Origin of the sequence: Aquiflexum lacus, from assembly GCF_015476655.1 — a bacterium.
Taxonomy (GTDB): domain Bacteria; phylum Bacteroidota; class Bacteroidia; order Cytophagales; family Cyclobacteriaceae; genus Aquiflexum; species Aquiflexum lacus.
Map to the genome: position 1 here is coordinate 133302 of NZ_JABFHF010000008.1, position 26935 is coordinate 160236.

The 26935-nt window shown below is 39.6% G+C and carries 19 protein-coding genes and 2 tRNA genes; 13 read left to right on the plus strand and 8 right to left on the minus strand.

What is annotated here, in order from left to right; genetic code table 11:
* Positions 1-13 precede the first annotated feature (13 nt).
* Both HMJ38_RS09570 and HMJ38_RS09575 read right to left on the minus strand, forming a co-directional pair.
* Entirely contained in the window at positions 14-3094 is a 3081-nt protein-coding gene (locus tag HMJ38_RS09570; RefSeq protein ID WP_194974167.1) for a TAT-variant-translocated molybdopterin oxidoreductase, read from the minus strand.
* A gap of 38 nt (positions 3095-3132) precedes the next feature.
* The gene (locus HMJ38_RS09575) at positions 3133-4395 is read right to left on the minus strand and encodes a c-type cytochrome (RefSeq protein WP_194974168.1); all 1263 of its coding nucleotides are present in this window, start codon (positions 4393-4395) and stop codon (positions 3133-3135) included.
* Positions 4396-5196: 801 nt separating this feature from the next.
* On the opposite strand from HMJ38_RS09575, the gene HMJ38_RS09580 reads away from it, so the two are divergent.
* From HMJ38_RS09580 to HMJ38_RS09595, 4 genes are all read left to right on the plus strand, one after another.
* A tRNA-Cys gene (locus HMJ38_RS09580) sits at positions 5197-5266 on the plus strand.
* Positions 5267-5415: 149 nt separating this feature from the next.
* A tRNA-Cys gene (locus HMJ38_RS09585) sits at positions 5416-5486 on the plus strand.
* Positions 5487-5691: 205 nt separating this feature from the next.
* Entirely contained in the window at positions 5692-6165 is a 474-nt protein-coding gene (locus HMJ38_RS09590) for a (2Fe-2S)-binding protein (protein WP_194974169.1), read from the plus strand.
* A gap of 3 nt (positions 6166-6168) precedes the next feature.
* A complete protein-coding gene (locus tag HMJ38_RS09595) occupies positions 6169-8400 on the plus strand; it encodes a xanthine dehydrogenase family protein molybdopterin-binding subunit (RefSeq protein WP_194974170.1) in 2232 nt (743 codons plus the stop codon).
* A gap of 16 nt (positions 8401-8416) precedes the next feature.
* Here the strand turns inward: HMJ38_RS09595 and HMJ38_RS09600 are convergent, their stop codons facing one another.
* The 3 genes from HMJ38_RS09600 to rpsA all read right to left on the minus strand — a co-directional run bounded on the left by HMJ38_RS09600 (position 8417) and on the right by rpsA (position 12262).
* The gene (locus HMJ38_RS09600) at positions 8417-9001 is read right to left on the minus strand and encodes an outer membrane beta-barrel protein (protein ID WP_194974171.1); all 585 of its coding nucleotides are present in this window, start codon (positions 8999-9001) and stop codon (positions 8417-8419) included.
* A gap of 139 nt (positions 9002-9140) precedes the next feature.
* Complete coding sequence (locus tag HMJ38_RS09605) at positions 9141-10271, minus strand: hypothetical protein (RefSeq protein WP_194974172.1); 1131 nt, start codon at positions 10269-10271, stop codon at positions 9141-9143.
* A 221-nt stretch (positions 10272-10492) separates the two neighbouring features.
* Positions 10493-12262: a 30S ribosomal protein S1 gene (gene rpsA, locus HMJ38_RS09610; protein ID WP_194974173.1), complete on the minus strand. Its 1770-nt coding sequence runs from the start codon at positions 12260-12262 to the stop codon at positions 10493-10495.
* 461 nt (positions 12263-12723) lie between these two features.
* Here rpsA and HMJ38_RS09615 point away from each other — a divergent pair, with 461 nt between their 5' ends.
* From HMJ38_RS09615 to HMJ38_RS09635, 5 genes are all read left to right on the plus strand, one after another.
* Positions 12724-13452, plus strand: a complete 729-nt coding sequence (locus HMJ38_RS09615) for a lysophospholipid acyltransferase family protein (RefSeq protein WP_194974174.1) — start codon at positions 12724-12726, stop codon at positions 13450-13452.
* Between the two features lie 90 nt (positions 13453-13542).
* Complete coding sequence (locus HMJ38_RS09620) at positions 13543-13851, plus strand: hypothetical protein (protein ID WP_194974175.1); 309 nt, start codon at positions 13543-13545, stop codon at positions 13849-13851.
* A gap of 91 nt (positions 13852-13942) precedes the next feature.
* Positions 13943-14152 carry a hypothetical protein gene (locus HMJ38_RS09625; RefSeq protein ID WP_194974176.1) on the plus strand — a complete coding sequence of 70 codons (210 nt, stop codon included), beginning with the start codon at positions 13943-13945 and terminating at the stop codon, positions 14150-14152.
* A 74-nt stretch (positions 14153-14226) separates the two neighbouring features.
* A complete protein-coding gene (locus HMJ38_RS09630) occupies positions 14227-16143 on the plus strand; it encodes a tetratricopeptide repeat-containing sensor histidine kinase (RefSeq protein WP_194974177.1) in 1917 nt (638 codons plus the stop codon).
* A 43-nt stretch (positions 16144-16186) separates the two neighbouring features.
* Positions 16187-16783 carry a response regulator transcription factor gene (locus HMJ38_RS09635; RefSeq protein ID WP_194974178.1) on the plus strand — a complete coding sequence of 199 codons (597 nt, stop codon included), beginning with the start codon at positions 16187-16189 and terminating at the stop codon, positions 16781-16783.
* 128 nt (positions 16784-16911) lie between these two features.
* On the opposite strand, the gene HMJ38_RS09640 is transcribed toward HMJ38_RS09635, so the two are convergent.
* On the minus strand, positions 16912-17748 hold the full coding sequence (locus HMJ38_RS09640) for a sugar phosphate isomerase/epimerase family protein (RefSeq protein ID WP_194974179.1): 837 nt from the start codon (positions 17746-17748) through the stop codon (positions 16912-16914).
* A gap of 138 nt (positions 17749-17886) precedes the next feature.
* Between HMJ38_RS09640 and HMJ38_RS09645 the strand changes: the two genes are divergently transcribed.
* Positions 17887-18930 carry a 6-bladed beta-propeller gene (locus HMJ38_RS09645; protein ID WP_194974180.1) on the plus strand — a complete coding sequence of 348 codons (1044 nt, stop codon included), beginning with the start codon at positions 17887-17889 and terminating at the stop codon, positions 18928-18930.
* Positions 18931-19106: 176 nt separating this feature from the next.
* Here the strand turns inward: HMJ38_RS09645 and HMJ38_RS09650 are convergent, their stop codons facing one another.
* Positions 19107-19862 carry a 3-keto-disaccharide hydrolase gene (locus tag HMJ38_RS09650; RefSeq protein WP_194974181.1) on the minus strand — a complete coding sequence of 252 codons (756 nt, stop codon included), beginning with the start codon at positions 19860-19862 and terminating at the stop codon, positions 19107-19109.
* A 39-nt stretch (positions 19863-19901) separates the two neighbouring features.
* Positions 19902-21215 carry a Gfo/Idh/MocA family protein gene (locus HMJ38_RS09655; RefSeq protein WP_194974182.1) on the minus strand — a complete coding sequence of 438 codons (1314 nt, stop codon included), beginning with the start codon at positions 21213-21215 and terminating at the stop codon, positions 19902-19904.
* Between the two features lie 419 nt (positions 21216-21634).
* Between HMJ38_RS09655 and HMJ38_RS09660 the strand changes: the two genes are divergently transcribed.
* From HMJ38_RS09660 to HMJ38_RS09670, 3 genes are all read left to right on the plus strand, one after another.
* Entirely contained in the window at positions 21635-22987 is a 1353-nt protein-coding gene (locus HMJ38_RS09660) for a Gfo/Idh/MocA family protein (protein WP_194974183.1), read from the plus strand.
* Between the two features lie 519 nt (positions 22988-23506).
* Positions 23507-24973 (plus strand): sodium:solute symporter family protein, encoded by a 1467-nt coding sequence (locus HMJ38_RS09665; protein WP_194974184.1) that lies wholly within the window; start codon positions 23507-23509, stop codon positions 24971-24973.
* A 2-nt stretch (positions 24974-24975) separates the two neighbouring features.
* Positions 24976-26856 (plus strand): 6-phosphogluconolactonase, encoded by a 1881-nt coding sequence (locus HMJ38_RS09670; RefSeq protein ID WP_194974185.1) that lies wholly within the window; start codon positions 24976-24978, stop codon positions 26854-26856.
* Positions 26857-26935: the final 79 nt, after the last annotated feature.

Sequence of the window (26935 nt, forward strand, 5' to 3'; positions counted from 1 at the left end):
AAAATTATTTTATTTACGCTTCTGATTTATCCTTATTTCTAATTTTGGTGAAGTACCACACATTCGGGCTCACATTAAGATACTCTATCACATGGTAAGCTCTTTCTTCATTGACTTCTTTCAAAGCTGAGATAGTTTCTTCCTGGATTTTAAGCATCTTGGTAATCTTACTGCTGGTATCATTCATATCTCCAAATACTATGGCATCTGTTGGACATGCTGCAGCACAAGCGGTGTTGATTTCACCATCCTGAACTTTCCTGCCCTCTCTTTTTGCAGTAAGTTTTCCAGATTGAATCCTTTGAACACACATAGAGCATTTTTCAATAACCCCTCTTGCTCTAACAGTAACATCCGGATTCAAGACCATTTTACCCATATCATCATTTTGAGCGACGTTGACGGCTGCAAAATCCTTGTTGTCATGGTATTTGAACCAGTTGAATCTTCTTACTTTATAAGGACAGTTGTTGGCACAATACCTTGTTCCAATACACCTGTTATAGGTCATTTGATTTAGACCTTCTGATGAATGTGTAGTTGCGGCAACCGGGCACACCGTCTCACATGGTGCATTATTACAATGCTGACACATCATAGGTTGAAAAGTCACCTCGGGATTTTCAGCAGCGACTTCCAATTCTTTATTAGAAGAAGCTCCTTCAGGTGAACTGTAATAACGGTCTATCCTGATCCAGGCCATTTCTCTTCTGTTCAGCACTTCCTGCTTACCAACAACAGCCACATTATTTTCAACTTGACAAGCCACAGTACATGCGCCACAGCCAATACAAGAATTCATATCTATAGCCAAGCCCCAATGATGCTGACTATATTGGTGGCCTTTCCATAAAGAAATTTTGGAAGGCTTTACAAATTCACCTTCAAAATAAACTTCAGGATGATGTCTTCCCGCAGAAGCATTTTTCTGATATTCTCCCAAAGTAGCTTCTTGGATAACAAATTCTCTACCCATGTAAGTCTCATGGGTCTGAGTTTGGGCTATTTTATATGTATCTGACAACAATTCAACTCCGATATTTTCTGTGAGGTTGAAGTCGACAAAGCCTTTAGAGCTATCCAATAATTCATAAGCATTCACACCAACACCATTTCCAACTCTACCTGCATTGGTACGTCCATAGCCCAATGCCAATCCAACTGTACCATATGCTTGCCCAGGTTGAACCATAATTGGAACTACGATGGACTTATTGCCTACAGTTACCTTTGCCTTTCTTGTTGCCCCTTCGGACATCTTAAGTTCATTTTCATGTGCCCATTTCTGGGAAACAGTCAAATAATTATCCCAGGTTGCTTTCGAGATGGGGTCAGACATTTCCTGCAACCATGGGTTGTTGGCAAATGTACCGTTTCCAATACCTACTTTTGCATAGACGGATAATTCAATTTGATCATTGGAAGCTTTGTATGTTTTGGCTACGGCTGAAGCCGCTGATGAGATATCAGCAAAACCTGTGACAGCTGAAGATTCTGAAGAAACAGAATAAACACCATTGAAAAGCGACCTGTCCCAGAATTCCTGAAAATTAGTGATCTCAGATTGTGTTGCAAAAAAATTGGATTCCCAGTTTCCCTGTAGGAAGTCGTAGTAGTTTGTACCTGCATCCGCCCAAGCCAAGAAAGAATCTTGTGCCTGCCTTGTGTCAAATAATGGTGAAATTACAGGTTGGGACAAACTATATTCTCCAGTTTTTGGATTAAAATCATTCCAGGATTCCAAATAGTGATGATCCGGGGCAATGTATTGTACCAAAGATGCTGTTTCGTCCTTGGTACCATTGGTAGCAACAGAAACCTTTACTTTTGATAAACCTTCTGCTATTTCTGCACCTCTCGGAAAATCATAAACAGGATTACAATTATAGAAAATCACTCCTCCAACTCTTCCTCCATTAAGATCGGACACGAATTGATTCATCCTGGTATCGTCTCCTTTTCTAAAATAAGATGGCTTAGAAAAATCTACTGTTGTACCATTGTTTTGAAGCAAATCATTGATCGCATTGATGACAATCTGAACATTCGGATCATTTGATCCTGAAACCACAAGAGACTTTCCTCTATTGGCCCAAAGCTCTTTCGCAGCTCTATCCAGGTTTTCAATTTCAACAGCTGCTGCTGAAACTGTAGGTCCCCCTGCTAGTTTTGCCAAAGCATTATATAAGGATAAGACTGCCAAACCACTTTGAGATGGTTTGATCGGTGTCCTGTAATCAGCGTTGGCGCCTGTCAATGATAGCGTAGATTCAAATTGGAAATGACGGGACATGACCGGTTTCTCCTTTGAGATTTTCCTTCCTTTACTGTATTGCTTGGCGAACTCAATCGGGGAGATCCAGGTACCCAAGAAGTCAGCAGCAAAACTGACGATGACGCTTGCCTTATCAAAATTGTAACTTGGAAGTCCGTCAACCCCGTAGGTAGTTTTAGCAGCACTGATGATTCCGAAATTGGACATCGGATCATAGGTTACGATCTCAGCTCCAAAAATTTCGGAAAATTGATCTAAGGCCTGCTGAGTTGAAGGAGAAAGGATAGTATTGCTTACAACCCTGATAGAACCTGCTGAAGCCAATTTGGATTTCAAATCAGCATCAAATGCAGACCATTCCACTTTCTCACCATTAATATGAGGACCAGTTAACCTTTCCCTATCATAAAGTGTAAGTACAGACGCTTCTACAATTGCACTGACGCCTCCTTTGTTGATAGGTGAAAGCTCATTTCCATCAATTTTTATAGGTCTGCCTTCACGTGTCTTGACTACTACTGATGCGTAGTCACCACCCGATGAAAAGGTTGATGCATAATAATTAGGTATGGAGGGATTGATATCTACCGGTTTGTTGACATAGGGAATGGCTTTTCGCACCGGAGCTTCACAGGCAGCCAAAGAAGCTGCTGCCAAACTGAATCCCATTAACTTCAGAAAATCCCTTCTTGAAGGCCCTTCTTCTCCATTGAGAGAGGATGGCATTTCGGGAAATTCTCTATCTGCATTTTTGACAAACTCAGGATCGTTGGTTAGTTCTTCCAACCCTTTCCAGTAGGTCTTTTTATTTTCTTTCATTGTATATTCAAGAAAAGTAAGTTCTGAATTGATTTAAATTAATAGTGGCACTTTGCACATTCCAAACCGCCAATGTCTTTGACTTTCAAAGCATTTTTTGATTCTGAATGAAGCTGAACCAATTTATCATAATATTCATTGCCTTGCGATTTGATATCAGTCTGTCTGTGACAGTCGATACACCAGCCCATTGTCAGAGAACTGTGTTGATAGACAACTTCCATTTCTTCAATTGGACCATGACAAGTCTGGCACTCCAACCCTCCAACAGCTACGTGTTGGGCATGATTAAAGTATGCCAAGTCAGGAAGATTATGGATTCTTACCCATTCTATAGGTTGGTTGTTATCAACAGCATTATAAATTTTCTGGATTTCGGTAGAAATACCTTCTTTGCCTCCAACATTTTGAATATGAGCGTGACAGTTCATACAAATATTTGCAGATGGGATATTAGCAGATTTTCCAATCTCCACCCCAGTGTGGCAATATTGACAGGCTACCTCATATTGACCTGCATGAAGTTGATGTGAGAAAGCAATAGGTTGTGCAGGTGCATATCCTTGCTGAACTCCAATTGTATATAATTGATCTATTCCCGACTTGGCAACAAAAGCAATAACCAGAGTTGTCATAATAATAATAAAAGCGTCAGAGCGCAATATTTTTTTAAAATCAAATTTCTGATTGACAAATTCCTCATCAACTTCATCCAATTTTTGACTTGAAAGATATTTGGTCAGGATTGAAATGATCAAACCTAATACGACCAAAATCAATAGTAAAACAATTACAAGGACAGCCAAGATGATGGTAAGGTATTCACTTGGAATTCCTCCTCCTGTCCCAACTTGTCCACCTTCAACGCCACCTGCTGCTGCGGCGGCTGCAGGGTCAGCTTTATCACCATATTCAATGTAAGACAATAAATTCATTACGTCATCATCAGATAGAAACTCATGCGCAGGCATGGCCAACTGATTGAATTCATTGTAAATAGCAACTGCTTCAGCATCACCGGTTGCGATGAATGCCTGTGAATTTCTTATAAACTTCTTGTTCCATTCAATGGAATGCCTGTCCGTAACTCCTCTAAGCGCAGGACCTATATTCTTTTGGTCAAGTCTGTGACAGGTCCTACAGTTGGCATTGAAAATAGATTTTCCTGCCGCTATTGCCTCTTCACTGTCAGAAACATCGGGATTAACCGCATAGACCTGTGTACTCATCGAAAGGAGAAACACAAGTAACAATGTGCTTAACCTTAAAGGAACACTTAATAATGAGCGTTTGATCGTCATATTTATTACTTATTAAACAGTTTATTGCACGTTTTTTGATAAACATTGCAAATGTACTACCCCAATTCTATTTTTCAAACTTGAAGTAAATAGATGAACTTATGCTATTAATGGTTTCCATTTAATTGTAAATGATTGTTTTACAAGTTATTATACAACCAATCATCCGTCTATTTTTAATTTAGAATCAATATAAATAAAGGAATGTTTGGGTTAGTTTTAATTTAATAGAAATGTGTATTTGAAACCAAAGCAAAATTAGGTGGTTCAAAGGATTTCAATTCAGTTCAAAATCAATTTTTTGTTCGAAAAATAATTAAAGAGATTTTTGAAATAGGGAAAATTTAGTTTACTTTGCTGATCAAATGGTCGAGTGACCGAGTGCTAGGTAGGGGTTCGCAAGACCTTTTACGGTGGTTCAAGTCCACCCTCGACCTCAAGATTGAGAACGCTTAATATCACCCCATATCCAACGTTCTTATTTTAAAGTAATCACAATTGCCTATTATTCATAAGGTAATTGGATTAATAGTTGTTCAAAATATCTTTGGCCCAAGATAATTTTGTTAATAAAATCTAGATAGCGAGTTAGGGGATGACAATTAAGAGTTCCTCTTGCATTGTTTTGAACATTGTTGGTACTGAGGACCGGTTTATTCTAGATCTTTAAATTCAGGATCGTCTCAAACCGGTAAAAGGTGAAATACTTTAGAATCTTAAAACTGCATATGAAAAATAAACGTATGGCATTAGAGTTATTAGATTAAAAAGATAGTGTTCCAGTCATAGGAATATCCTCATGGTCGGGTGGCCGAGTGTAAGGCGAGGGTTCGCAAGACCCTTTACGGTGGTTCGAATCCACCCCCGACCTCTAAAGCGCTTTTTTTAAAGCGCTTTTTTTATGTCCTACATAATCCATTTCAGGATAATTGATTGTTAAAAAGGAGTTGAATCAAAATTTAGTCTTATTACGTTTGCTTAAAAACTGAATATACCTACATTTGCATTCCGATTTCAAAAGGTCGCGTGGCCGAGTGGCTAGGCAGAGGTCTGCAAAACCTTGTACAGCGGTTCGAATCCGCTCGCGACCTCAATAAAAACAAAGAAACCCTCTTCTCATTCTTCAAAGAGGGTTTCTTTGTTTTTAAATGGTATTTAAATAAAATCTTATTTTTTAATATTCACGTGTTGTTCAATGCAAGTCCGTCTATCCCTTGCTATGCTCCATTAAAAATTGATCGATTTGAAATTAGGGGGATAAACGGTATTTTAATTTTTCACTGGATACAAAACAATATGACTGTAAAAGCCCAACTTGATTTAAATGGAAAGCGTGTACAGGTGGAAGTGGATGAAGATGAACCGCTTTTGTATGTGTTGAGGGAAGAGTTTGGACTTAATGGTCCAAAATTTGGTTGTGGCTTGCAACAGTGCGGAAGTTGTATGGTGTTGGTGGATGGGGAAGCTGTTCCTTCATGCATCCAACCATGTAAATCATTTGAAGGAAAAAAAATCGAAACCATTGAAGGGTTAAACACAATCAATGGCCTGCACCCTTTACAGGAAGCATTTTTTGAAGAACAGGCAGCCCAATGTGGCTATTGCCTTAATGGCATGATGATAGCCGGATTGGGATTGTTACGATCCAATCCCAAACCTAGCGACAATGAAATAAGGGAAGCCCTTGAGCCTGTAATCTGTCGCTGTGGCACACATACCCGATTCATTTCTGCTATTAAAAAAGCCTCCCAGAAATCCGCCAAATTTTAAAATATGAAACTGACCACGACCAATAGAAGGACATTTCTCAAAACTTCCGGTCAGCTGCTGATTGGATTCAATCTTTTACCTTTGGCCTTTTGTCAAACCAAGGAGACAGAGAATATTTTGATCGATAATTATAGCGGTATCCCTGAAAGACCACATATTGACAGAAACCTGATCGATTCCTGGATAAGATTGGATGCGGATGGCCATGTAACTATTCTGACCGGCAAACAGGAATTGGGGCAAGGGATAAGAACCGCCTTGATACAGATCGCAGCTGAGGAATTGGATGTTGACCTCGAAATATGCCATATCATCAATGGGGATACAGGGCAGACTGCCAATGAAGGTTATACAGCAGGAAGCAATTCAGTAGAAGGCAGCGGCAAAGCCATCCGGCAGGCTGCAGCGGAGGCAAGGCTGGTTTTATTGAAATTGGCAAGCGAAAAATGGGGGACGGAAATCACAGGCTTACAGGTCAAAAACGGTGTTATTCAAGGTGGCCCTGATCAAAAAATATCCTATTGGGAATTGTTGGAGGGAAAATACTTGGAAGAAAAGATAAGCAGTGAAGCTCCCGTGAAAGATCATAAAGACCATGTGCATGTAGGAAAAGCAATTCGCAGAGATGATATCAGTAAATTGGTAAAAGGAGAACCACACTTTGTCCATGACCTGAGATTGCCTGATATGGTTCATGCCCGTGTTCTTCACCCTCCGGTCTACAATGCAAAGCTAGTTTCTATAGACCTTGACAATATAAAAGATCAAGTAGGGATTTTGAAGGTAATTGAAGATGGGAGTTTTGTAGCCATTATCGCAAAAAGAGACTTTCAGGCAGTCAAAGCATGGCAGCAGCTGAAGGAAAGCAGTAAATGGGACAGCTCGAAATTAGGTCCTTTGTCAGAAGCACTTTTTGAAGATATGAAAGCAAATGCCAATCCTCCCCAAATGGTTGAAGACAGCCCGGGAATTTTAGGAAAAATCAATTCCTCTTCGAAAAAAATAAAAGCTGATTATCAAAGGCCTTACCACATGCATGCTTCCACTGGTCCCTCCTGCGCAGTGGCAAAATGGGATGATGATTACTTGACTGTTTGGTCCCCAACCCAGGGAGTTTATCCCCTCCAAAATTCCCTAGCTGATCTTTTTGGGTTGGAAAAAGAAAAAATCAGATGTATTGGCATGCCCGGATCGGGCTGCTACGGCCATAACGGTGCCGATGATGTCTCGGCAGAAGCAGCACTGATTGCCAAACATTATCCCGGGAGACCTGTTCGCCTGCAATGGATGCGGGAGGATGAACACCAATGGGAACCCTATGGTTCTGCCATGGCCATTCAGTTGGAAGCAGGTATGGATGAAAGTGGTAAGATTCTGGCTTGGGATACAAATATTTGGTCTGATACGCACAGCACCAGACCAAATGGCAAGGCGGGTCATTATGTTTCAGCAAGGCATTTAAAAGATCCTTTTGAATTTCAAAAAGGAGGTTTTTCGGGAGGATCCTACCGAAATGCTACACCATTATATAATATCCCTGATAAAAGATTGCAGTTGCACAATTATGATGGGCCATTACGGACTTCTGCCTTAAGGGGACTTGGAGCTTATGGGAATATTTTTGCTTTGGAATCCTTTATGGATGAACTGGCCACTGAGGTAGAAATCGATCCTATTGCCTTTAGAATCAAAAACCTGGACGATGACCGGGCTATAGCTGTCCTTGAAACTTTAGCCTCCAAAACAGGATGGGATTCCAAAGGGAAAAAACCAGGTAAAGGTTATGGCGTGGCTTTTTCAAAATACAAAAATTCAGCCTCATATTTTGCTGTTTTGGCTGAGGTGGAAATCAACAAAGCTGAAAAATCATTTAAACTGACCAAAATGACCGGAGTGATAGATTCCGGGCAGTGCATCAATCCGGATGGGTTGAAAAACCAAACCGAAGGCGGCATGGTCCAATCCGCAAGTTGGACCTTGTTGGAATCTGTTCAGTTTGATGAAAATGGCATTTTGAGCAAGGATTGGAGTTCCTATCCCATCATGAGGTTTATGGAGGTGCCCGAAATTGAAGTCCATATCATCAACAGACCTGAACTTCCGCCAATGGGCGCAGGGGAAGCGGCACAGGGACCGGTGGCTGCGGCGATAGCGAATGCGGTTTTTGATGGGACTGAGACAAGGGTAAGGGAATTGCCAATAAAAGCAGAAAAAGTGGATTGGGGGAATGTATAAGAATTTATATAAAGATCTAAAACTTATACCCCACACCAAATTGAACACCAAGTTCTGTCAAAATATGCTTAGAATTTTCAGGCCTGATAAAGGGAATAGCTGAATGCTTTTTAAAATTCGGAAAAAGGGAAAATGAAAGATTGCCGGTTCCGTATTTGCCTCCCAACTCCAATAAGTATCCTATTCCACTTTGATCAGAAAAGTTGTTTTCTGTAAGCTGAAAATCCACCAATGGTCCCCCGGATAAAAACAGATAATTGAAGAAATTGTATTCCAATAAAACAGGAACTGATATCAATTGAAACCTTTGGGAATACTGTGTTAAAGTATGATTGGCAGGATTGGCATTGAAGTCAATCAGACTATTGGAATAATTAAACCCTAATCCCACTCTGGTATTTTCTAAAACCTGACTATAAAAAATGACACCACATTCAACAAAATTCCTTGTTTGGATGCTACCTTCTCCAAACATCGGGACTTGTCTATTGATGAAAGCCTTTGATGTACCCGCAAACACTTTTAGTTCATTTACATTTTGGCAATACGTCCCTAAACTGGTTAAAAACAATCCTATAGACAATATGTACTTTTTAGTCATATAGAAAGAAATTTATGTTTCATTTGCCTATACGCAAGTCGAATGAGAAACGCGACAATTCTAAATATTTACTAAACTAATCCTTCGAGGTTTTAAAAAACTTAAAGGATTGGACAAAAAAGCATCAAATAGATGATATTTATCTTTTGACCAATTGAAGTTTAAAAAAGGTGATGTAATCATGTTCTTCTCCAAGATAATCATCATCTCTTAAGGCATAGAATGGCTTGTCTAGTTCTTCTATATTGAGTATTAATTTGATTTTTGAAGGAACAATCATCTCATTGGACCAACCATATCCATACCTGTAGATTTTGAGATAATTGGTAATGAATTCCGGATACCGGAAAAAATTTTCTCTTTCCTTTAAGTTGTTGTTCGTAAAAGTATCTTCGTCAATTCCACCATGATATGTGACAATGATATGGTTCGAATCTGAATATATGCCTCGGATTTGTGCTTCAAACATTTTTATCATTTCTCGATATGTCACAGGAGTGTTTTGTCCTGGGAATAATTTAAAATCGGTTGGCTCCATATCAATACTTCTTTGCCAGGTAATACTATCCCCTAAAGCATATACATGCAAAATGGGCTCATTGGAAAAGGTGAAATACAAGCTGTCGTTTTCTATGGTGAAATTTATGTTGGGCCGATTAAAAAAATCATCACTGCTAAATTTTGATGTCGGAGGTGTATTAACAACTGGTTTTGATGTTTCTGTATTTAAATCATACAATTCCAAAAGAGGGTAATCTCTATAAAAATGGTCAATATAAGGACTGATACCATTGCGTCCTGGATACCATAACAGCAATTTTTCTTTCCAAACAGCAATATTTCTTCTGTTGTAGGCACCGCCTCTAGCTTCACCCATAAAGGGCATTTCCAAACTTTCTTTTAAATTAAGGTCGCCATCGAAATGATAAATATTATTAAATGAAGTCGTTCCAAAGAATTCTCCTTTATGTTCAAGTAAAGTCTCCAAGCGCATTACTGACCCAGGTCCTTCTTTAGGAAATTCTTTTTTTACAAGAATATTTCCTGTTGAGTCAAACTTAATCAAAGTACTATTTGAAATGTCTTTAATCAGACCTATTCCATTATTAAAAATCCCTTCTCTGATATCAGCCAAATAATCCACCTGAATAGAATCCAATATCACAAGTTCCCACTCGTTTGAGTCAGCTGTGTTTTGGGAATATATTTCTCGCTCTGAGCAACTAAAGATTAATGCTCCAATCAATAATATTATAATCCGAATTTTCATACCTGATTTTTAACCTAATTCATAAGTGTAATTTCAAATTGCAGATTAATTTACTTTTTTTTAGTTTTTCAAAAAAACTTCAGGGCTGTTAAAAAGGCAAAATCCTTCGAGGTTTTAAAAACCTCAAAGGATAAAAAAAAGTGCCCACCTACCGGCAGACACTTTTCTTATTTTTCATTGACGCTACCCAATCTTATGTCTCACGTCTTATATCTCACGTCTTACTTCTTCCCGCCTTCCATCTTTTCCTTCAACTCAGCCAAAGCGCCGATATCACCCAAAGTGGATTTATCAGCTGCGGCATCAGCAGCAGGTGCAGCAGCTTTCTTGGCAGCTTTTTTAGGAGCAGCAGCCGGTTTGGCTTCTTCTCTAAATGTAGCAGTATGGGAAAGGACAATTCTCTTGTCATCTTTGGAGAATTCAGTTACCCTGAAATCCAAAGACTCACCAACTTCTACTGAAGAACCGTCTGCTTTTTCCAAATTCTTGGAAGTTGCAAATCCTTCCAATCCGTAAGGGAGTTCAAGAACAGCACCTTTGTCGTTTTTGGAAACCACGGTACACTTGTGGTCAGAACCTACGGGGAATACAGTTTCGAAAGTATCCCATGGATTTTCTTCCAATTGCTTGTGACCAAGGGCCAATCTTCTGTTGTCCACATCAAGTTCCAATACAGCAACATCCAATTCATCACCTACTTTTACAAATTCAGCAGGATGTTTGATTTTCTTGGTCCAAGAAAGGTCAGATACGTGAACCAAGCCATCGATACCTTCTTCCAATTCCAGGAACAAGCCAAAGTTGGTCAGGTTTCTTACCACTCCTTTGTGTTTGGTCCCAATGCCGTATTTAGAAGACATATCACCCTTAGTCCAAGGATCTTCAGTCAATTGCTTGATACCCAAAGACATTTTTCTTTCGTCTTTGTCCAAAGTCAATACAACAGCTTCGATCTCATCACCTACTTTCACAAAGTCAGCAGGATTTCTCAAGTGCTGTGACCAGCTCATTTCAGAAACGTGGATCAAACCTTCAACACCGGCTGCCAATTCAAGGAATGCTCCGTAATCTGCTACGTTTACAATCTTGCCTTTAACTTTAGAACCGATTTCAAGGTCAGCAGAAAGCGCATCCCAAGGATGAGAAGTCAACTGCTTCATACCCAAGGAAATTCTCTTTTTGTCATCATCGAAATCAAGTACAACAATCTGAACTTTGTCGTCAAGGTTAAGTACTTCTTCCGGATGATTGATTCTTCCCCACGAGATATCAGTAATGTGAAGCAAACCATCTACACCACCCAAATCGATGAATACACCGAAGTTGGTCATGTTTTTGATCACACCTTCCAATACCTGACCTTTCTCAAGGTTGTTCAATATTTCAGCTTTTTGTTTCTCAAGATCTTTTTCGATCAAGACTTTGTGAGAAACAACTACGTTATCATTGGTGTGGTTGATTTTAACCACTTTCACTTCCATTTTCTTACCTACATAGATATCAAAATCCCTGATAGGCTTCACGTCAATCTGGGAACCCGGCAAGAAGGCTTCAACACCGTAGATATCTACGATCAGACCACCTTTGGTTCTTCTTTTGACAAGACCTTCGATGACACTGTCATTTGCCAAAGCATCTTCGATATCGCTCCATGCACGGACCATTCTGGCTTTCTTTCTTGAAAGCACCAATTGACCCAATGAATTTTCCTGCTCTTCGATGAACAATTCCACTTCATCACCGATTTTAAGATCAGGAAGATCACGGAATTCGGATACTGGCACCAAACCATCGGATTTGAAACCGATATTGATGATCACGTCCTTGTCATTGATACCTACTACAGTTCCTTTGATGACTTCTTTTTCGGTGATTTCATTCAAAGTGCCGGCATACATGGCTTCCATTTCAGCACGCTGATCTTTGGAATAGCCTTCGCCAAAACCTTTAGTGGAGAAATTGTCCCAGTTAAACTCTTTTTGATTAGACATATTGTGTAATGACCCTGTTTATCAACAACCCTAGGATCATGTGGGCTGAGGTTTTTAGTATTAGATAAAATCCCTGAGAATCAGTCCCTGAGACCCCGTTCACCCGAACGGACTGCAAAGGTAGGGTTTTTTGGGAAAAGTGAAATATTTAGATTGAAAAATACATATTTAATAGTAACCTCTACTTCGCCAATTATCCTATTTTCTATAATTGGCAGGACGGGAGACCGAAGTCGGAAGACCTATGAACCGGACATTAAAGTCTCCTACAAATAATTATATCGTACTACCATTTTATTGGCATATCTGCCTACTTACTTATTCATTTATCTTTTAATCCTTGAATGAAGTCAATAATATTGCAAAAAAAGAAACCCCTGAAATCGCTCCAGGGGTTGTTTGCAAACAGAGAGTTAGTAAATTGATTTAAAATTGCCCAAAATTAATCAATTAATCAGATTATGAAAATCTTCCAGTGGATTTATACGCTGTATGCAGCTTTGTTATTTATTGTTCTGATGCTGATTTTAGGATTGTTTATTGTTTTCCCTCTTTTGGTAAGTTCAAGAGGAGGGAAAATCTCTTTTATATTTATTCGAATGTGGGCGGCTTTTTGGTCTTTTTTGGCAGGAATAAGATATCAAGTTCACGGGAGGGAATATATCGAACCAAATCAGCCTTATATCTACATTTTCAATCATCGGTCATTTATCGATGCGCCAGTCATTCCCATGGCCATCCACCAAGAAGTCCGGGCTATAGGCAAAAAAGAACTTTCCAAAATCCCCATTTTTGGTTTTATCGTATCCCGTGTGGCTGTTTGGGTGGACAGAAAAGATGCAGCATCAAGAAAAGCATCAGTAGAGAAACTATTAAAAATTTTAGAAAAAGGCATTTCAATAGTAGTAGCACCTGAAGGAACAAGAAACGATTCCGGTCAGGCCCTATTATCTTTTCAAAAAGGTGCTTTTAGGATTGCAGCTGAAACCGGCATACCCATCATGCCTATGGCAGTGATCGGTGCGGATAGGGTAATGAAACGAGGCTCTATATTAATGAGACCAGGAATAATCCATATTTATTTTTCCTCACCCATCAAAACGACCTCGTACTCGGGAGAGGAAGGATACAATAGATTGGCTGAAAAATGTTTTAATAGGTTGGAGGCTATGATTTTGACGCACGAGTAAGAAGCAATTAATTTTCACCCATTCGGGTGTATTTTCCAGGTTACTAATTGCGGACTTTTGGTTTATTCAATAACCAAAAAAATAAATAAAATGGAAACTGCAATTATTCTTCAAAAAAGCCAAGTGGCAACTTCAGTAGAAAAAGCCGAAACGAAAGTTACCAAAACAAAAAAATATGGTTTCTACGCCAAAAAAAGATGCTTCCTGCTTTACGGATTGATGATAGGCGGAATTGGTCTTATATTGTTAAGCAAATTTATCCTCGGTACTTTAATCTTACTTTTTTCCGCAGGATTACTTTTCTTATTAAAAGACCTTGATGAAGCGCTAACTTTAGATCTGAATTTTAGTCCAAGTGATGAGGTAAACCATGATTTAAAAAAGGATCTGGATTTTTAAAAACCTAATCTCAACGTAAGGTAAAGAAATCTCAAAAGTCTAACTCAGCTATTCATAATGCCTCTGGTTGGTTAATCGGAACTGTTTATGCATGAAAAAAAACAACAAAAAAGCAGATGTTAATGCTTTTGTAAACATTGCTATCAATCAGCATTTAAATCTCTGGGAAATTTCATCAGAATTGATCTCTATGGAATGTCAGCTTAGGGAATCTTTTGAAAAAAACAGCGAATTGAAGAAAGTTGATTCTAAAATCCAATGGAATGGATTTTGGCAAAATTTGAAAAATTGGTTAAAATGAAAGTAAAATTATCATTCCCAATATAAATTTAAACAATTCATTAATTAAATTTATACATCATGCTTTTCTGAGATATGAGATATGTTTTTTCACTTTTCTTTTCATGTATATATTTTGTTGGATATAGCCAGGACAATTCTAAATTGGATAGTCTGATCAATCAACTTGATGGTACTTTAAATTCTTTTGAAAGGATAGAAATACTATGGGAAGCCGCCGAGCTTTCCTTGGAAGTAGATGTTACTCAAACCAAAAGATTCACATCTGAATTGATGGAAATTCCTAAGATCCAGAATGATTCCAGTTCGTTGATAAAAGCTTTAAAAATCCAAGCAACCGCGGAACGTTGGTTGGGAAATTATATGCAAAGTATTAGAGAGTTTTCCCAATGCTATGATTATTACAAGCATCACCAAGATACGGCCAATTGGGTTTTTTCCTGTTCATATTTAGGTGCAATGAACAATTTTATGGGCTACCAAGAGGAAGCCCAAAAATATTTATTTGAAAAATATGATTTATTGAAAACTAAGGGTGAGACAACTGAGTTGGCAGGAGCGGTAAATGGTATCGCTATTTTTTATGCCAATTTGGGGCAAAATGAAAAGGCACTTTCAAGATATCAGGAAGCTTTATCATTGTATGAAACCGCAGAGGATATTCTTGGACAGGCAAGTGTCCATGCTAACTTAGGTCTGTTATTGATGGGTGAAGGCAAACTGGATGAAGCAGAATTCCATTTGAAGATGCAAGGAATGCTGGATTCATTGGTCATGGATGAAAGAGGGTTAGGGTTTCACTTTGATTTCATGGGTTCCCTCAAACTCCAACAAGGTAAAAAAGAAGAGGCATTGACATATCACCTTACCGGATTGAAGATACGTGAGAACCTTCCAAGTTTATACAACATAGGAGAATCTAGGGCAAGCTTAGCGAATGTCTTATATGAATTGGGTCGTTATAATGAGGCAATAGAACAGGCAAATAAACTATTGGAATCAAAAAATGAAACCCAATCCCTAAGTCATCAAGAACGGGCTTACGCAGTTTTGGCAGAATCATTTGAAGCTTTAGGTGATTACAGAATGGCTCTTGAAAACTATAAGAATCTGAAAATAATGTCAGATTCAATTTTTAACAGTGACATGATTGATGTGATTGCAGAAAAGGATGCAAAATTTGAATTGGTAGAACAAAAAAACAGAATCGCCCTTTTGGATACAGAAAATTTGGCATCAAAAACTATTATTGCTCAAAAAAACAAAACCATACTTTTCATTGTGCTTGGTTTAAGTTTGGTATCGGCTTTAACAGTCATTCTTTATCTTTTAGGAAGAAAATACCTAAATCAGAAAAAACATCTCGGAAAATTGGTAACCGAAAAAGACATCCTTCTTAGAGAAATACACCATCGGGTAAAAAACAATCTTCAGTTGGTTTCAAGTTTATTGACCTTACAGGGAAAATCTATGGATAATGAAATGGCCTTACAAGCCATCAATGAAGGTAAAAACCGAGTCAGGTCAATGGCCCTAATTCATCAGGACCTTTACCAAAAAGAAAATCTGACGAGCGTCAATGTGGAAACTTACCTCAAAAAACTCTGCAAAGAACTGTTCAATACTTACAATATTCACAAAGAACAAGTCAAACTTAAACTTGATATTGATAACATCAATTTGGATGTTGATACCTTGGTCCCTTTAGGTTTAATAATCAATGAATTGATAACCAATAGCCTTAAATATGCTTTTCCTGACGGCAGGGAAGGATTTCTTGAAATAACCTTGAAGGAAAATCAAAAAAAACTAATTCTTAAAATCACAGATGATGGAGTAGGATTTGACCCTTCAATAGTTCGTGAAAATTCCTTCGGACAAAACCTTGTCAAATCTTTAATCAATCAACTTGACGGAGAATTAACCCATAAAAATGATAATGGCACTTCCATAAAAATGACCTTCAAGGACTATTCCATAAATCCCAACTAAATCACACGAATAATAGCCTTTTCAAAATGAAAGTTATAAACCCATGAAGAAGATTTTGATTATAGAAGATGAAGCCATCATTGCTGAAGAAATCAAATATATAATTGAGTCTTTGGGACATGAAGTAATAGGCATTATCATGAATGGAGACAAAGCCATCAATCTCTTACCAAGTATCAATGCTGATCTGATTTTACTTGACATTCAGATCAAAGGTTCAGTTTCTGGAATTGAACTAGCTCATCTAATCCGAAAAAAGTATCACACACCATTTGTATTTTTGACTGCATTTTCAGATGCGGGTACGCTGGAAAAAGTCAAAGAAACGCTACCCTATGGATACATTGTAAAACCCTTTGATGAAACGGATATAAAAGTTGCTATAGAACTTGCACTTTATAAATTCAGCATGGAGACTGCGGATATTCAATTCGATAAAGCTTTAGTAGAGAAAAAATTCAATATCACTTTGTCTGAAAGAGAATATGGAATCCTTAAATTTTTCCGTGAAGGACTTTCATACCAGGACGTTGCAGATAAACTTTTTCTCAGCATCAACACTGTCAAAAGCTATCAAAAAAGATTGTATCAAATTTTTGAGGTCAATTCCAAAGTAGAGCTTATCAAAAAAATCGGATGAGTTATTCTAAGCTGGTAGCTTCGGTTCTCTTAGTATTGAGACTTTGGCTCAACCTACACAACAACCAGTGCTACAATCGCTGAACTCAGAGGGTCCAACGGTACAACCGTTGGACAACCAAACAACGCCTACTTCTCAGCCATCACCTTCTTGATATACGCCACACTCTGTGGAATCTGCTGCACTGACCTGGAAGACTCGTCTTCAATAATCAGGTATTTAGTGCCGACTTTTTGGGCTTGCTTGATAAGGCCATGGATATCAACATCACCTGTGCCAAGCACTACATTGGTCTCCACATCTCCCCTACCATCTGTACTCCCAGGAGTGCCATGTGCACGGTCTTTCAAATGTAAAAGGGGAAATTTCTTTGGATACTTTTTCATAATGGCCAGCGGATCACCACCTCCCATTTGAACCCAATAGACATCCATGTTGAAATCGTAGTTTTTGGCGTTTTTGAGCATTTCATCGAAAAGCACTCCTTTGCCATAAGGCTTGAACTCGTAACCATGAGGATGATAACAAAGAGTGATTCCTGCATCTTTCAGAATCTTTCCGGCTTTATTGAATACTTCTATTGCCTCCTTGGTTTCCTTGATACTGAACTGACCCGAAGGATGGGGAATCCAGGTACAGGTGGCGAATTTTGCCCCATAGGAATTGGCATTGTCAATGACAGATTGGGGATTATCCCTCAAGGCTTCATATCCTGCCCCAACGGCAACAATTGAAAGTCCTAATCCTGAAAGGAAAGCTTTGTACTCCTCTTTTTCCATACCGTAAGTGCCTCCACCTTCCAGGTATTTGATACCCATACCGGGAATCAAAGCATGGGTTCCTTTGGCATCCTGTTTCATTTCATTTCGCAGGCTGTACAATTGCAGGGCAATTTCCTGGGCTTTTATTTGGCCAGCAGAAAGTATCATGACGGCCATTAAAAAAGTTTTTGTTAGATTTTTCATAGGATCATTTTGGGTTTGAATTTAAATATAGGCATAACTCAACAATTTTTGCTTTTGAATTTTGACCAACGGACATTATCGATTTTAGAATTATCTGATAATAATGCTAAATTGCCTTGACAGTTTTAATTCAAATATATGCCCAGCAATCGTAGGAATTTTCTCAAACTAACCGCACTGACAGGACTTGCCATGACCATCAAACCCAATTTATCCTTTTCCAATGACAATGACACCATTTTAGGACATGGTGATTTCAAATACAAAGTTGATTCATCTTGGGGAAATCTTGACCCAAGTAAAACACCCGTTGTCAATTGCCATGAAATGGTCATGGATAAAAAGGGCCGTTTGATTATGGTGACAGATGAAGCAAAAAACAACATCATCATCTATGACCAATCTGGAAAACTATTGGATTCATGGACCTTGAATTTACCTTCCGCTCATGGATTGAGCTTGGTCAATGAAGGCGGTGAGGAATTTTTATGGATCGTAGACAATGGAGGAAGGGTGATCAAAACCGATTTGAAAGGAAAAATCATTACTGAAATCTCCTCCCCCTTAAACAATGGAATTTATTCCGAAAAAATGAGATGGGTGCCCACTGAAACCTGTGTAGCACCAAATGGAGACCTGTATATCACTGATGGATACGGTTCCCAATTTGTATTGCAATATGATTCAAAAGGCAATTTTATTCGAAAGTTCGGGGGAGATGGACATGGGGACGCACAATTCAAAACAGTACACGGCATTGCGGTAGACCAACGTAAAGGCGGAACCCCTACCCTGTTGTGTACTTCCAGGGGACATAATTCCTTCAAAAGATTTACAATGGAAGGGGAATATTTGGAAACTATTTTTCTGCCAGGAGCATTTGTCTGCCGTCCGGTTATCCATGGCAAAAACCTCTATGCAGGAGTTTGCTGGTCACGGGCAAAATATTTGGAGCAGATGGACAATTCGGGATTTGTCACCATTCTTGATGAAAATGACAAGGTGGTGTCCAATCCGGGAGGAACAGCTCCTAAATACATTGACGGGGAGTTGCAATTGATGATTCAGAAAGAGCCGGTTTTCAAACATTGCCATGATGTCTGCATTGACCAGGATGAAAACATCTATGTCTGTCAGTGGAATGCTTCCAAAACTTATCCGATTAAGTTGACGAGGATCTAATTGAAGAGACTGGATATTAACCTTGCAAAAAGTAGAACTGGATATTTATTGATATTTGATATTTGTTGATATTATTGATAACTGCTTTCAGCAGAATGGTTGGATATTTTTAGATATTGATTTAAAACCAAGCGTGGATGCTTGGTTTTATTGTTAGAGGGCAATTAGGTATTTATTTAATTGTTGGAGATCAATGGAGCAATTTGATCTACTGAGGTGACTCCAGCGGGGAGTTCGGTGATTTTAAGATTTCTGAAATGTATGGGAGCCCCTTCTGATTCGAGACAGATATATCCTTTTTTTTGGCTGGACTGACTGATGCCATTGACAAACTTCCCATTAACTGATAATTTGATAACACCATCCACACAGACTACCACATAGGTATTCCACTGCCCTTTGCCCAAGCAGCGGTTTTCGATGGATTTGCTCCTTGTTCCTCTTGGATTATCAGGTACGGTAGTCACTCCCCCAACTCCAAACAATTCACCGTGCACATAGGCTATGGGCGGCAAAACCCCATCTTTTTTATTTTGATTGACCCAATCCAATTCCAACATCTGAACTTCAACCCCGTCAGGTAGTCGGTTATCACCTGGAACTGCACTGCTCCATACAAATGTCCCTGAATTACCCCCTGCCTCCATGTGCTTCCACTCTATGTACATGATGAAATTTTCGTACTGCTTTTCTGACCGGATTACCCCAATCGGTAAACCTTTGCAAACCAGTTCATCTCCTTCAAAATACCAGGTTTCTTTTTCAGTATTTACATTGAACCATTTCAGGGGAATTTCTTCAGGTTTCTTATCGCTGACCAAAGACTCCAATCCTTGAGATTTGCCGAATTCAAATAAAAACTCCTGGCCTGAAACATGAGTATGGATTAGAAAAAAAACTGCAATGATGGCAAAAGGGAACTTAAATTTCATTTTTCTAAATTTAAAATTCTGAGGGTTTCAAAATAATGATCATAAAACTTTGGTCTTGCCGGGAATTGCCACTTGCGGAACCGGCCATTCCAAATCCCAACGGTATTCATCCAAAGCAGGGCCAAGGACCTGTTTGGAATTTATGGCTTGCTCCCAAGTGATCGTCTGTCCTGAATACCCTACCATTCTCCCTAAAATGGCCAACATGGTACTGTTTGCCATCAAATCTCCTTCATTCATTGGCTTCCCAGCTCGGATTGCAGCGAATAATTCCTCATGTTGGGTTTCATAGGGATTGTTTTTTTCGCCTTCATAATCCCATAGGCTATCATTTTGAATTCTATGTGTCTGCCTGCCTATATCGACTACGGCACTTCCATTCTTACCAAACACTTCGGCTTTATTGACATTGGAACATCCCTGTTGCTGCCTGCTGAAATGAATCCCTTTCGCACCGTTTTCATATTCATATTCAATGGCGAAGTGATCATAGATATTTCCCCATTTCTCTTCGGTCCTTGATTGTCGGCCTCCAGTACCGGTGGCTTTTACAGGTAGCTTATCGCCAAATGCCCAAGACATCATATCCAAGCTATGGACCATCATTTCCACAATATAATCTCCGGAAAGCCAATCATAGTAATACCAATTTCTCAATTGATACTCCATTTCGGTCCATGAAGGCTGTTTTTCCTTATACCACAATCCGCCACCGTTTCTGACTGTCAATACCGACATCACTTCCCCGATTTCCCCACTATTGATTTTTTCAAACAAAGCTCTTTTGGGGAAATCATACCTAAAAGTAAAGCCTGAAACAACATTCAGCCCTTTTTCTTTAGCCAACTTTGCCGTTTCCAATACACTTCTAACGCCGGGAGCATCAACCGCCACAGGCTTTTCACAAAACACATGCTTTCCTGCCTGAACGGCTGATTTGAAGTGACCTGGCCTGAAAGCCGGCGGGGTGGTCAGGATAACCACATCGACATCGGAGTCCAGCACCTTTTGGTAAGCATCGAATCCGATGAATTTATGATCCTCAGCCACCTGAACCTGTAGCGGATTGACCTGAATGAGGGCATTGTAAGACTCATCCAAATAATCAGAAAATATATCCGCCATACAGGTCAGCATAGCATTTGGATCTGCTTTTAGCGCCTGTGCGGCTGCCCCTGTACCTCTGCCCCCACAACCGATCAAACCTACTTTTAGAATATCGTCTTTCATGCCAAAACTATTGTTGATATTAAAAACCAAAGGAAGTGCCGCACTACCTACCAAGGCCTTCCCAGTAGTTTTGAGAAAGGTTCTTCGTTTTTTGTTTTCGGGATTGTCTTTTGAATATTCCATATTGAGGGTATTTGATTTTGACGTACAGCAAAATTTAATTTTTATCTGGAAACAGAAAATTAACCCATCTCAAGAAACTGAAATCAAAGGGTTGTCTCTTATTGGGATCTTTGGATAATAAGTTTTTCATATTAACTGTGGATTTATTGTTTATATAATTTAATCACATTTTATACTCTTGACTTATCTGACTGAGGATCAAATACCATATTCAATTTTAAATTGCTTTACTATGCAAAAAATATAATTTTTTACATCACTGAATCACCGGGAGAAAAACTGGTAAAACCAACTGGCAATTCATGATTTCTACTGACCGTTTGAATAAAGAAAGCATTTTAAACGCAAAAATCAAAAGAGGATTTTCTATCTTGGAATATCCGAACGATGTATGGTATCCACCCAATAACCTCCCACCTATGAAAAGCCCAAAAAACAACAGAAGAACATTTATTAAAAAAACCCTAGCCGGGACAACAGCCCTTTCCTTAGGAGGAATTCTTCCCGGATTCAGCCCCAAAAGTTATGCGAAAATCTTGGGTGCAAATGAGCGGATCAAAGTGTCAGTTATGGGTGTAAACAGCCGAGGCAATGCCTTGGCCCAGAATTTTGCCATGCAACCCAATGCTGAAGTACTGCATATTTGTGATGTCGATAGCATTGCGGCTGAAAAATGTATTACTGCGGTTACAAAAATCCAGGACAAACAACCAAAAGCCACTCCGGATTTCAGAAAAAGCCTTGAAGATAAAGATGTGGATATGTTGGTGGTCGCTGCACCGGACCACTGGCATGCACCGGCAGCCATCTTGGCCTGCAAGGCCGGTAAAGATGTTTATTTGGAAAAACCATCAAGTCATAATCCTCATGAAGGAGAAATTCTGGTTCAGGCTGCCCATAAATACAAAAGAGTCATTCAGATGGGCAACCAAAGACGTTCCTGGCCCAATGTGGCTGCTGCGATCAAGGAAGTTCATGATGGAGCAATAGGAAGGGCCTATTACGCCAAAACCTGGTATACAAATAACAGGGGCCCGATTGGAATCGGAAAGAAAGTTTCGGTGCCCGAGCACCTAGATTACGAGCTTTGGCAGGGACCCGCGCCTAGGGAAGATTACAGAGACAATATCATTCACTACAACTGGCATTGGTTCTGGAATTGGGGCACAGGTGAAGCCCTCAACAACGGAACCCACATGGTGGATCTAGCCAGATGGGGACTTGGCGTGGAATTCCCTACTAAGGTCACCTCATCCGGTGGAAGGTACCGATACCAAGATGACTGGGAAACACCCGACACCCAAATGATCAGTTTGGAGTTTGATAACAATTCTCTGATTACCTGGGAAGGGAGAAGTTGCAACGGTATCAATAATGAAGGTTCCAGCGTGGGAGTCATTTTTTATGGAGAAGAGGGGTCGGTCAATATCGGAGGAGGAAATGCTTATGCTATCTACGATCTGAAAAACAAATTGGTCAAAGAGGTGAAATATAACCGCACGGTGGATGCCAGAAATCTTTCTGACCCCACGCAGGAACTGGATGCCATCCATATCCAAAATATGTTTGATGCGATCAGAAAAGGAACAGCTTTGGCAGCAGAAATCAATGGTGGACAGACCAGCACCCTTTTGGTCCAATTGGGAAATATTGCGCAGCGTTCAGGAGAGACCCTAAACATAGACGCAAAAAACGGCCATATTCTTAACAGTAAGGAAGCTTCAAAATACTGGAGCAGGGAATACCAACCAGGTTGGGAACCTACAGTTTGATTTAAAAGATCATAGGATGAATCCAAAGCAAATTGATATTTGTCGATATTAATAAATATTGGTTGATATCAGCCCTTAGCAAGCGTGTTGGATATAAATTGATATTATGCCTGAGCCCTCAACTTAGGCTTTATTTTAACCCTACTTTATCAAATTAAAATGGAATTAAGGTCTACATTTCGATTCAATAATTGTTCTGAGTCAAGCAAAGCTAATTCAGGTGAAATTTGGTTGGCTTCAATATCCCTTTAGGGATAAAATATAGGTAGTAGAAAGAGTTTGATTATTGTGGGTTTCCGTGCCTTTAGGTACGGGATATGTTGTACCTGCCTACCGGACAAGTTGGCCTAAAGGCACATATACCGTTCGATTGATCGTTTAATTTTACCCATATGGTGTCCCTAAAGGGACTTTAGCCAATTTTAGAATTATAGTAATGAAGAATTTCAAATGAGGATTCCTTAACATGACAAATTAGGGTTAAAGTACTTGCAAAATTCCGTAAATCCATATTATTAAATGAAGTTAACCGACTTAGACCTTATTATTATAGGACTGTTTTTCCTTTTGATGCTGGCCATTGGGATTTATGCCTATTTCAAAAACAGAAGCGCTGAAGATTATTTTGTGGCAGGGGGCAATTTACCCTGGTGGCTTTCCGGAATTTCCCATCACGTATCCGGCTACAGTGGTGCTGTATTCGTGGCCTATGCTGCTTTGGCATATACCCATGGTGTATCTATATATTTTTGGTGGGCTTTGACTATTGGTACAACTATCCTTGCCAGCGCCCGGGTTTTTCCGGTGTTATGGGTAAGGTTGAGGAAACAATTTCAGATTCAATCCCCTTTGGAATTCCTGGAAAAACGCTACAATCTCCTTACCCAACAGATTATGGCCTGGAGCGGGGTCTTATTGAAGTTGTTTGATATCGGGGCCAAGTGGGCAGCAATTGCCATTTTACTCAATGTATTTACAGGAATCAGTCTCCCTGTTGGCATACTGATATCAGGCGGGATTTCACTTCTTTACATTACTTTCGGTGGACTTTGGGCGGTGGTAATCACAGATTTCACCCAATTCATTGTACAACTGTTGGCAGGTATCGTGATGTTTGTGGCTGTGTTGCAATACATGGACGGGTTTGAAAGTCTATTCACCATTTGGGATCAGCTTCCTGCCGAAAACAGTCAACCTTTCAATGAACCGTACGGGGCAGGTTTTGCCCTGGCCTTTCTATTTATCAATTTCCTGTCTTACAACGGGGGGCAATGGAATTTGGCTACAAGATATATTTCATCACCTTCCGAAAATCAGGCCATCAAAGCAGCCAGGCTTTCCGGGATATTGTACCTGATCTGGCCTTTGATTTTATTTTTCCCCATGTGGGCAGCTCCGATTTTATTACCTGATTTGCTTGACCCAAGTCAATCTTATGGAGAATTGACCCTTCTGTTGTTACCATCTGGTTTGGTGGGATTGGTCATCGCTTCCTTGTTTGCCAATACTATGTCCATGACTTCCTCTGATATCAATACCATTGCAGCTGTGATTACTAGGGATATTTTGCCTACGTTTTCAAAAAAACTCGGTCATGGCAAATCTTCATTGGCATTCGCCAGAATTACCACATTCATTTTCACCAGCATGACCATTCTTATTGCACTCCAATATGAATACTTTGGAGGAATACTGGGTTTGATCATTTCCTGGTTTGGAGCTTTGGTAGGCCCGATTGCGATCCCGATGCTATTTGGTTTAATTCCTGCTTTCAGATCTTGCGGACCGATAGCAGCCATTGGATCTATATTTTCAGGTTTGTTGACATTTATTTTGACCAAAAACATTGAAATCAGTAGTTTGGCTTTACAGGTCAGTTTACCTTTGATTGTGTCGGCCATTGCCTATATAGGCATCGGATTGATCCAATTTAAAAGGGTTCCGGAAAACGTCAAATCGCTTCTAAAATCCATAAGTCAAGAATAAATATGGAAGTAAATGTTTTCGATTCGAGGAAGGAAATGGGTGAGGCTGCAGCAAAAGCTGTGGCGTCAAAAATCCTTGAATTACTTTCCAAGAAAGAATCCATAAGGATGGTCTTTGCGGCGGCACCGTCCCAAAATGAGTTTCTGGAATCTTTGGTCAACATCAAGGGTATCCCCTGGAACAGGATCATAGCATTTCATATGGATGAGTATCTTGGACTTCCAAAAGAACATCCCGCGCTTTTTGCCAATTTTCTCAAAAATAAAATATTTGATCAAATCCCATTTAAGGAAATACACTTAATTGACGGCAACAATGATCCCGAGGAAGAATGTCTCCGGTATTCTGCCATTATTGAGGAATCACCTGTTGACATGGTGTGTATGGGGATTGGGGAAAACGGACATATTGCTTTCAATGATCCTCCTGTAGCAGCATTCGATGATCCTGCTACAGTAAAAAAAGTAGCACTTGATGCAGCATGCCGGCAGCAACAGGTAAATGATGGCTGTTTTCCAAATCTGGAAGAAGTCCCGAACCATGCTCTGACCTTGACCGTGCCATCACTTTTGAATGCCTCCTTTATCAGTTGTGTGGTACCGGATAAAAACAAAAAGGATGCGCTGCAAAAGTCCCTTTATGGCATTATCGAAACCCAATGCCCTGCTTCCATTTTGAGGATACATGGGAATTGCCATTTGTTTACAGACAAAGATGCCTATACACAAGCACTTCGACTCCATTTGGAAAAAGAAATCATTGGAAAGGACCTGTTTACCGGATATTATACCTTGTTCAACTCCCAAAATCAACTCATTGAAACCCGTATCAAACCTATACCAAATGAATCGGGTGCACTTCCTTTTTTTGCACCGGGATTGGTGGACTTGCAGGTAAATGGAGTCAATGGGATTGATTTCAACGAAGAAGGAATTACAGTTGCGGAAATATTAACAGCCACCCAATACCTGCTTGGCAAGGGAGTGATTGCATTTTTCCCAACCCTTATCACCAATGACCGGAATAAAATCCTTCAAATCCTCAAAACCTTCCGTCAGGCAATTTCCCAACACCCTTTGATTGCTTCCTGTGTGGGAGGCATTCACCTGGAAGGTCCATTTATATCCCCACTTGATGGGGCAAGAGGTGCACATGATGCAAAATACATTCAAACCCCAAACTGGAAATTGATCGAAGAATTTCAGAAAGCTTCAGGTGGATTGATAAAATTGATCACACTGGCGCCGGAATTAGAAGGGGCAATGGACTTGATCAAAAAATGTCATGAATCAGGAATTAAGGTTGCCATTGGGCATAGCCTCGCATCGTCTGGGGAAATCACTAAGGCTGCAGAAGCCGGCACAAGTCTTTCCACCCATTTGGGCAATGCTGTTCCTATGGTCCTTCCCCGTCATCCCAATATGCTTTGGGATCAATTGGCCCATGATGGGTTGTATGCCAGTCTGATTGCAGATGGTTTTCATTTGGGGGAATCTTTTCTGAAAGTGGTTTTGAAAACCAAAGGTGAAAAAGTTTTTTTGGTCAGTGACAGTACGATGTTTTGTGGCATGGAAGCCGGAGAGTATAGCACTCATATTGGTGAACAAGTGATTCTGGAACCAAATGGGAAACTGGCATTAAAGCATGGAAATGGCCTATTGGCAGGAGCAAGTAAATGTTTATTGGAAGGAGTACAATATCTAATTGACAAGAAATTGAAATCCCTTTTAGATGCCTGGAAAATGGGGTCAATTATTCCCAAGACCTTTGCGGATTTGGAACAACGAAATGATGTGGTAGTTTTTTCTTTGGAAGGGGAAAGTCAGATTCAAGTTCAAAATGTGATAAAAGACGGAATCATTGTTTTTTCCCAACAGAAATAAATAAATCTAGGTAACCTCTTTTACTTGTTACTTTTTCAAATTGATTGATATCGTTTATTTATTTTAGACTAGAGGGATT

Coding starts and splice junctions, on each gene's coding strand:
- HMJ38_RS09570 (WP_194974167.1), bottom strand. CDS start 3,094: ATGAAAGAAAATAAAAAGACCTACTGGAAAGGGTTGGAAGAACTAACC.
- HMJ38_RS09575 (WP_194974168.1), bottom strand. CDS start 4,395: ATGACGATCAAACGCTCATTATTAAGTGTTCCTTTAAGGTTAAGCACA.
- HMJ38_RS09590 (WP_194974169.1), top strand. CDS start 5,692: ATGACTGTAAAAGCCCAACTTGATTTAAATGGAAAGCGTGTACAGGTG.
- HMJ38_RS09595 (WP_194974170.1), top strand. CDS start 6,169: ATGAAACTGACCACGACCAATAGAAGGACATTTCTCAAAACTTCCGGT.
- HMJ38_RS09600 (WP_194974171.1), bottom strand. CDS start 9,001: ATGACTAAAAAGTACATATTGTCTATAGGATTGTTTTTAACCAGTTTA.
- HMJ38_RS09605 (WP_194974172.1), bottom strand. CDS start 10,271: ATGAAAATTCGGATTATAATATTATTGATTGGAGCATTAATCTTTAGT.
- rpsA (WP_194974173.1), bottom strand. CDS start 12,262: ATGTCTAATCAAAAAGAGTTTAACTGGGACAATTTCTCCACTAAAGGT.
- HMJ38_RS09615 (WP_194974174.1), top strand. CDS start 12,724: ATGAAAATCTTCCAGTGGATTTATACGCTGTATGCAGCTTTGTTATTT.
- HMJ38_RS09620 (WP_194974175.1), top strand. CDS start 13,543: ATGGAAACTGCAATTATTCTTCAAAAAAGCCAAGTGGCAACTTCAGTA.
- HMJ38_RS09625 (WP_194974176.1), top strand. CDS start 13,943: ATGAAAAAAAACAACAAAAAAGCAGATGTTAATGCTTTTGTAAACATT.
- HMJ38_RS09630 (WP_194974177.1), top strand. CDS start 14,227: ATGAGATATGTTTTTTCACTTTTCTTTTCATGTATATATTTTGTTGGA.
- HMJ38_RS09635 (WP_194974178.1), top strand. CDS start 16,187: ATGAAGAAGATTTTGATTATAGAAGATGAAGCCATCATTGCTGAAGAA.
- HMJ38_RS09640 (WP_194974179.1), bottom strand. CDS start 17,748: ATGAAAAATCTAACAAAAACTTTTTTAATGGCCGTCATGATACTTTCT.
- HMJ38_RS09645 (WP_194974180.1), top strand. CDS start 17,887: ATGCCCAGCAATCGTAGGAATTTTCTCAAACTAACCGCACTGACAGGA.
- HMJ38_RS09650 (WP_194974181.1), bottom strand. CDS start 19,862: ATGAAATTTAAGTTCCCTTTTGCCATCATTGCAGTTTTTTTTCTAATC.
- HMJ38_RS09655 (WP_194974182.1), bottom strand. CDS start 21,215: ATGGAATATTCAAAAGACAATCCCGAAAACAAAAAACGAAGAACCTTT.
- HMJ38_RS09660 (WP_194974183.1), top strand. CDS start 21,635: ATGAAAAGCCCAAAAAACAACAGAAGAACATTTATTAAAAAAACCCTA.
- HMJ38_RS09665 (WP_194974184.1), top strand. CDS start 23,507: ATGAAGTTAACCGACTTAGACCTTATTATTATAGGACTGTTTTTCCTT.
- HMJ38_RS09670 (WP_194974185.1), top strand. CDS start 24,976: ATGGAAGTAAATGTTTTCGATTCGAGGAAGGAAATGGGTGAGGCTGCA.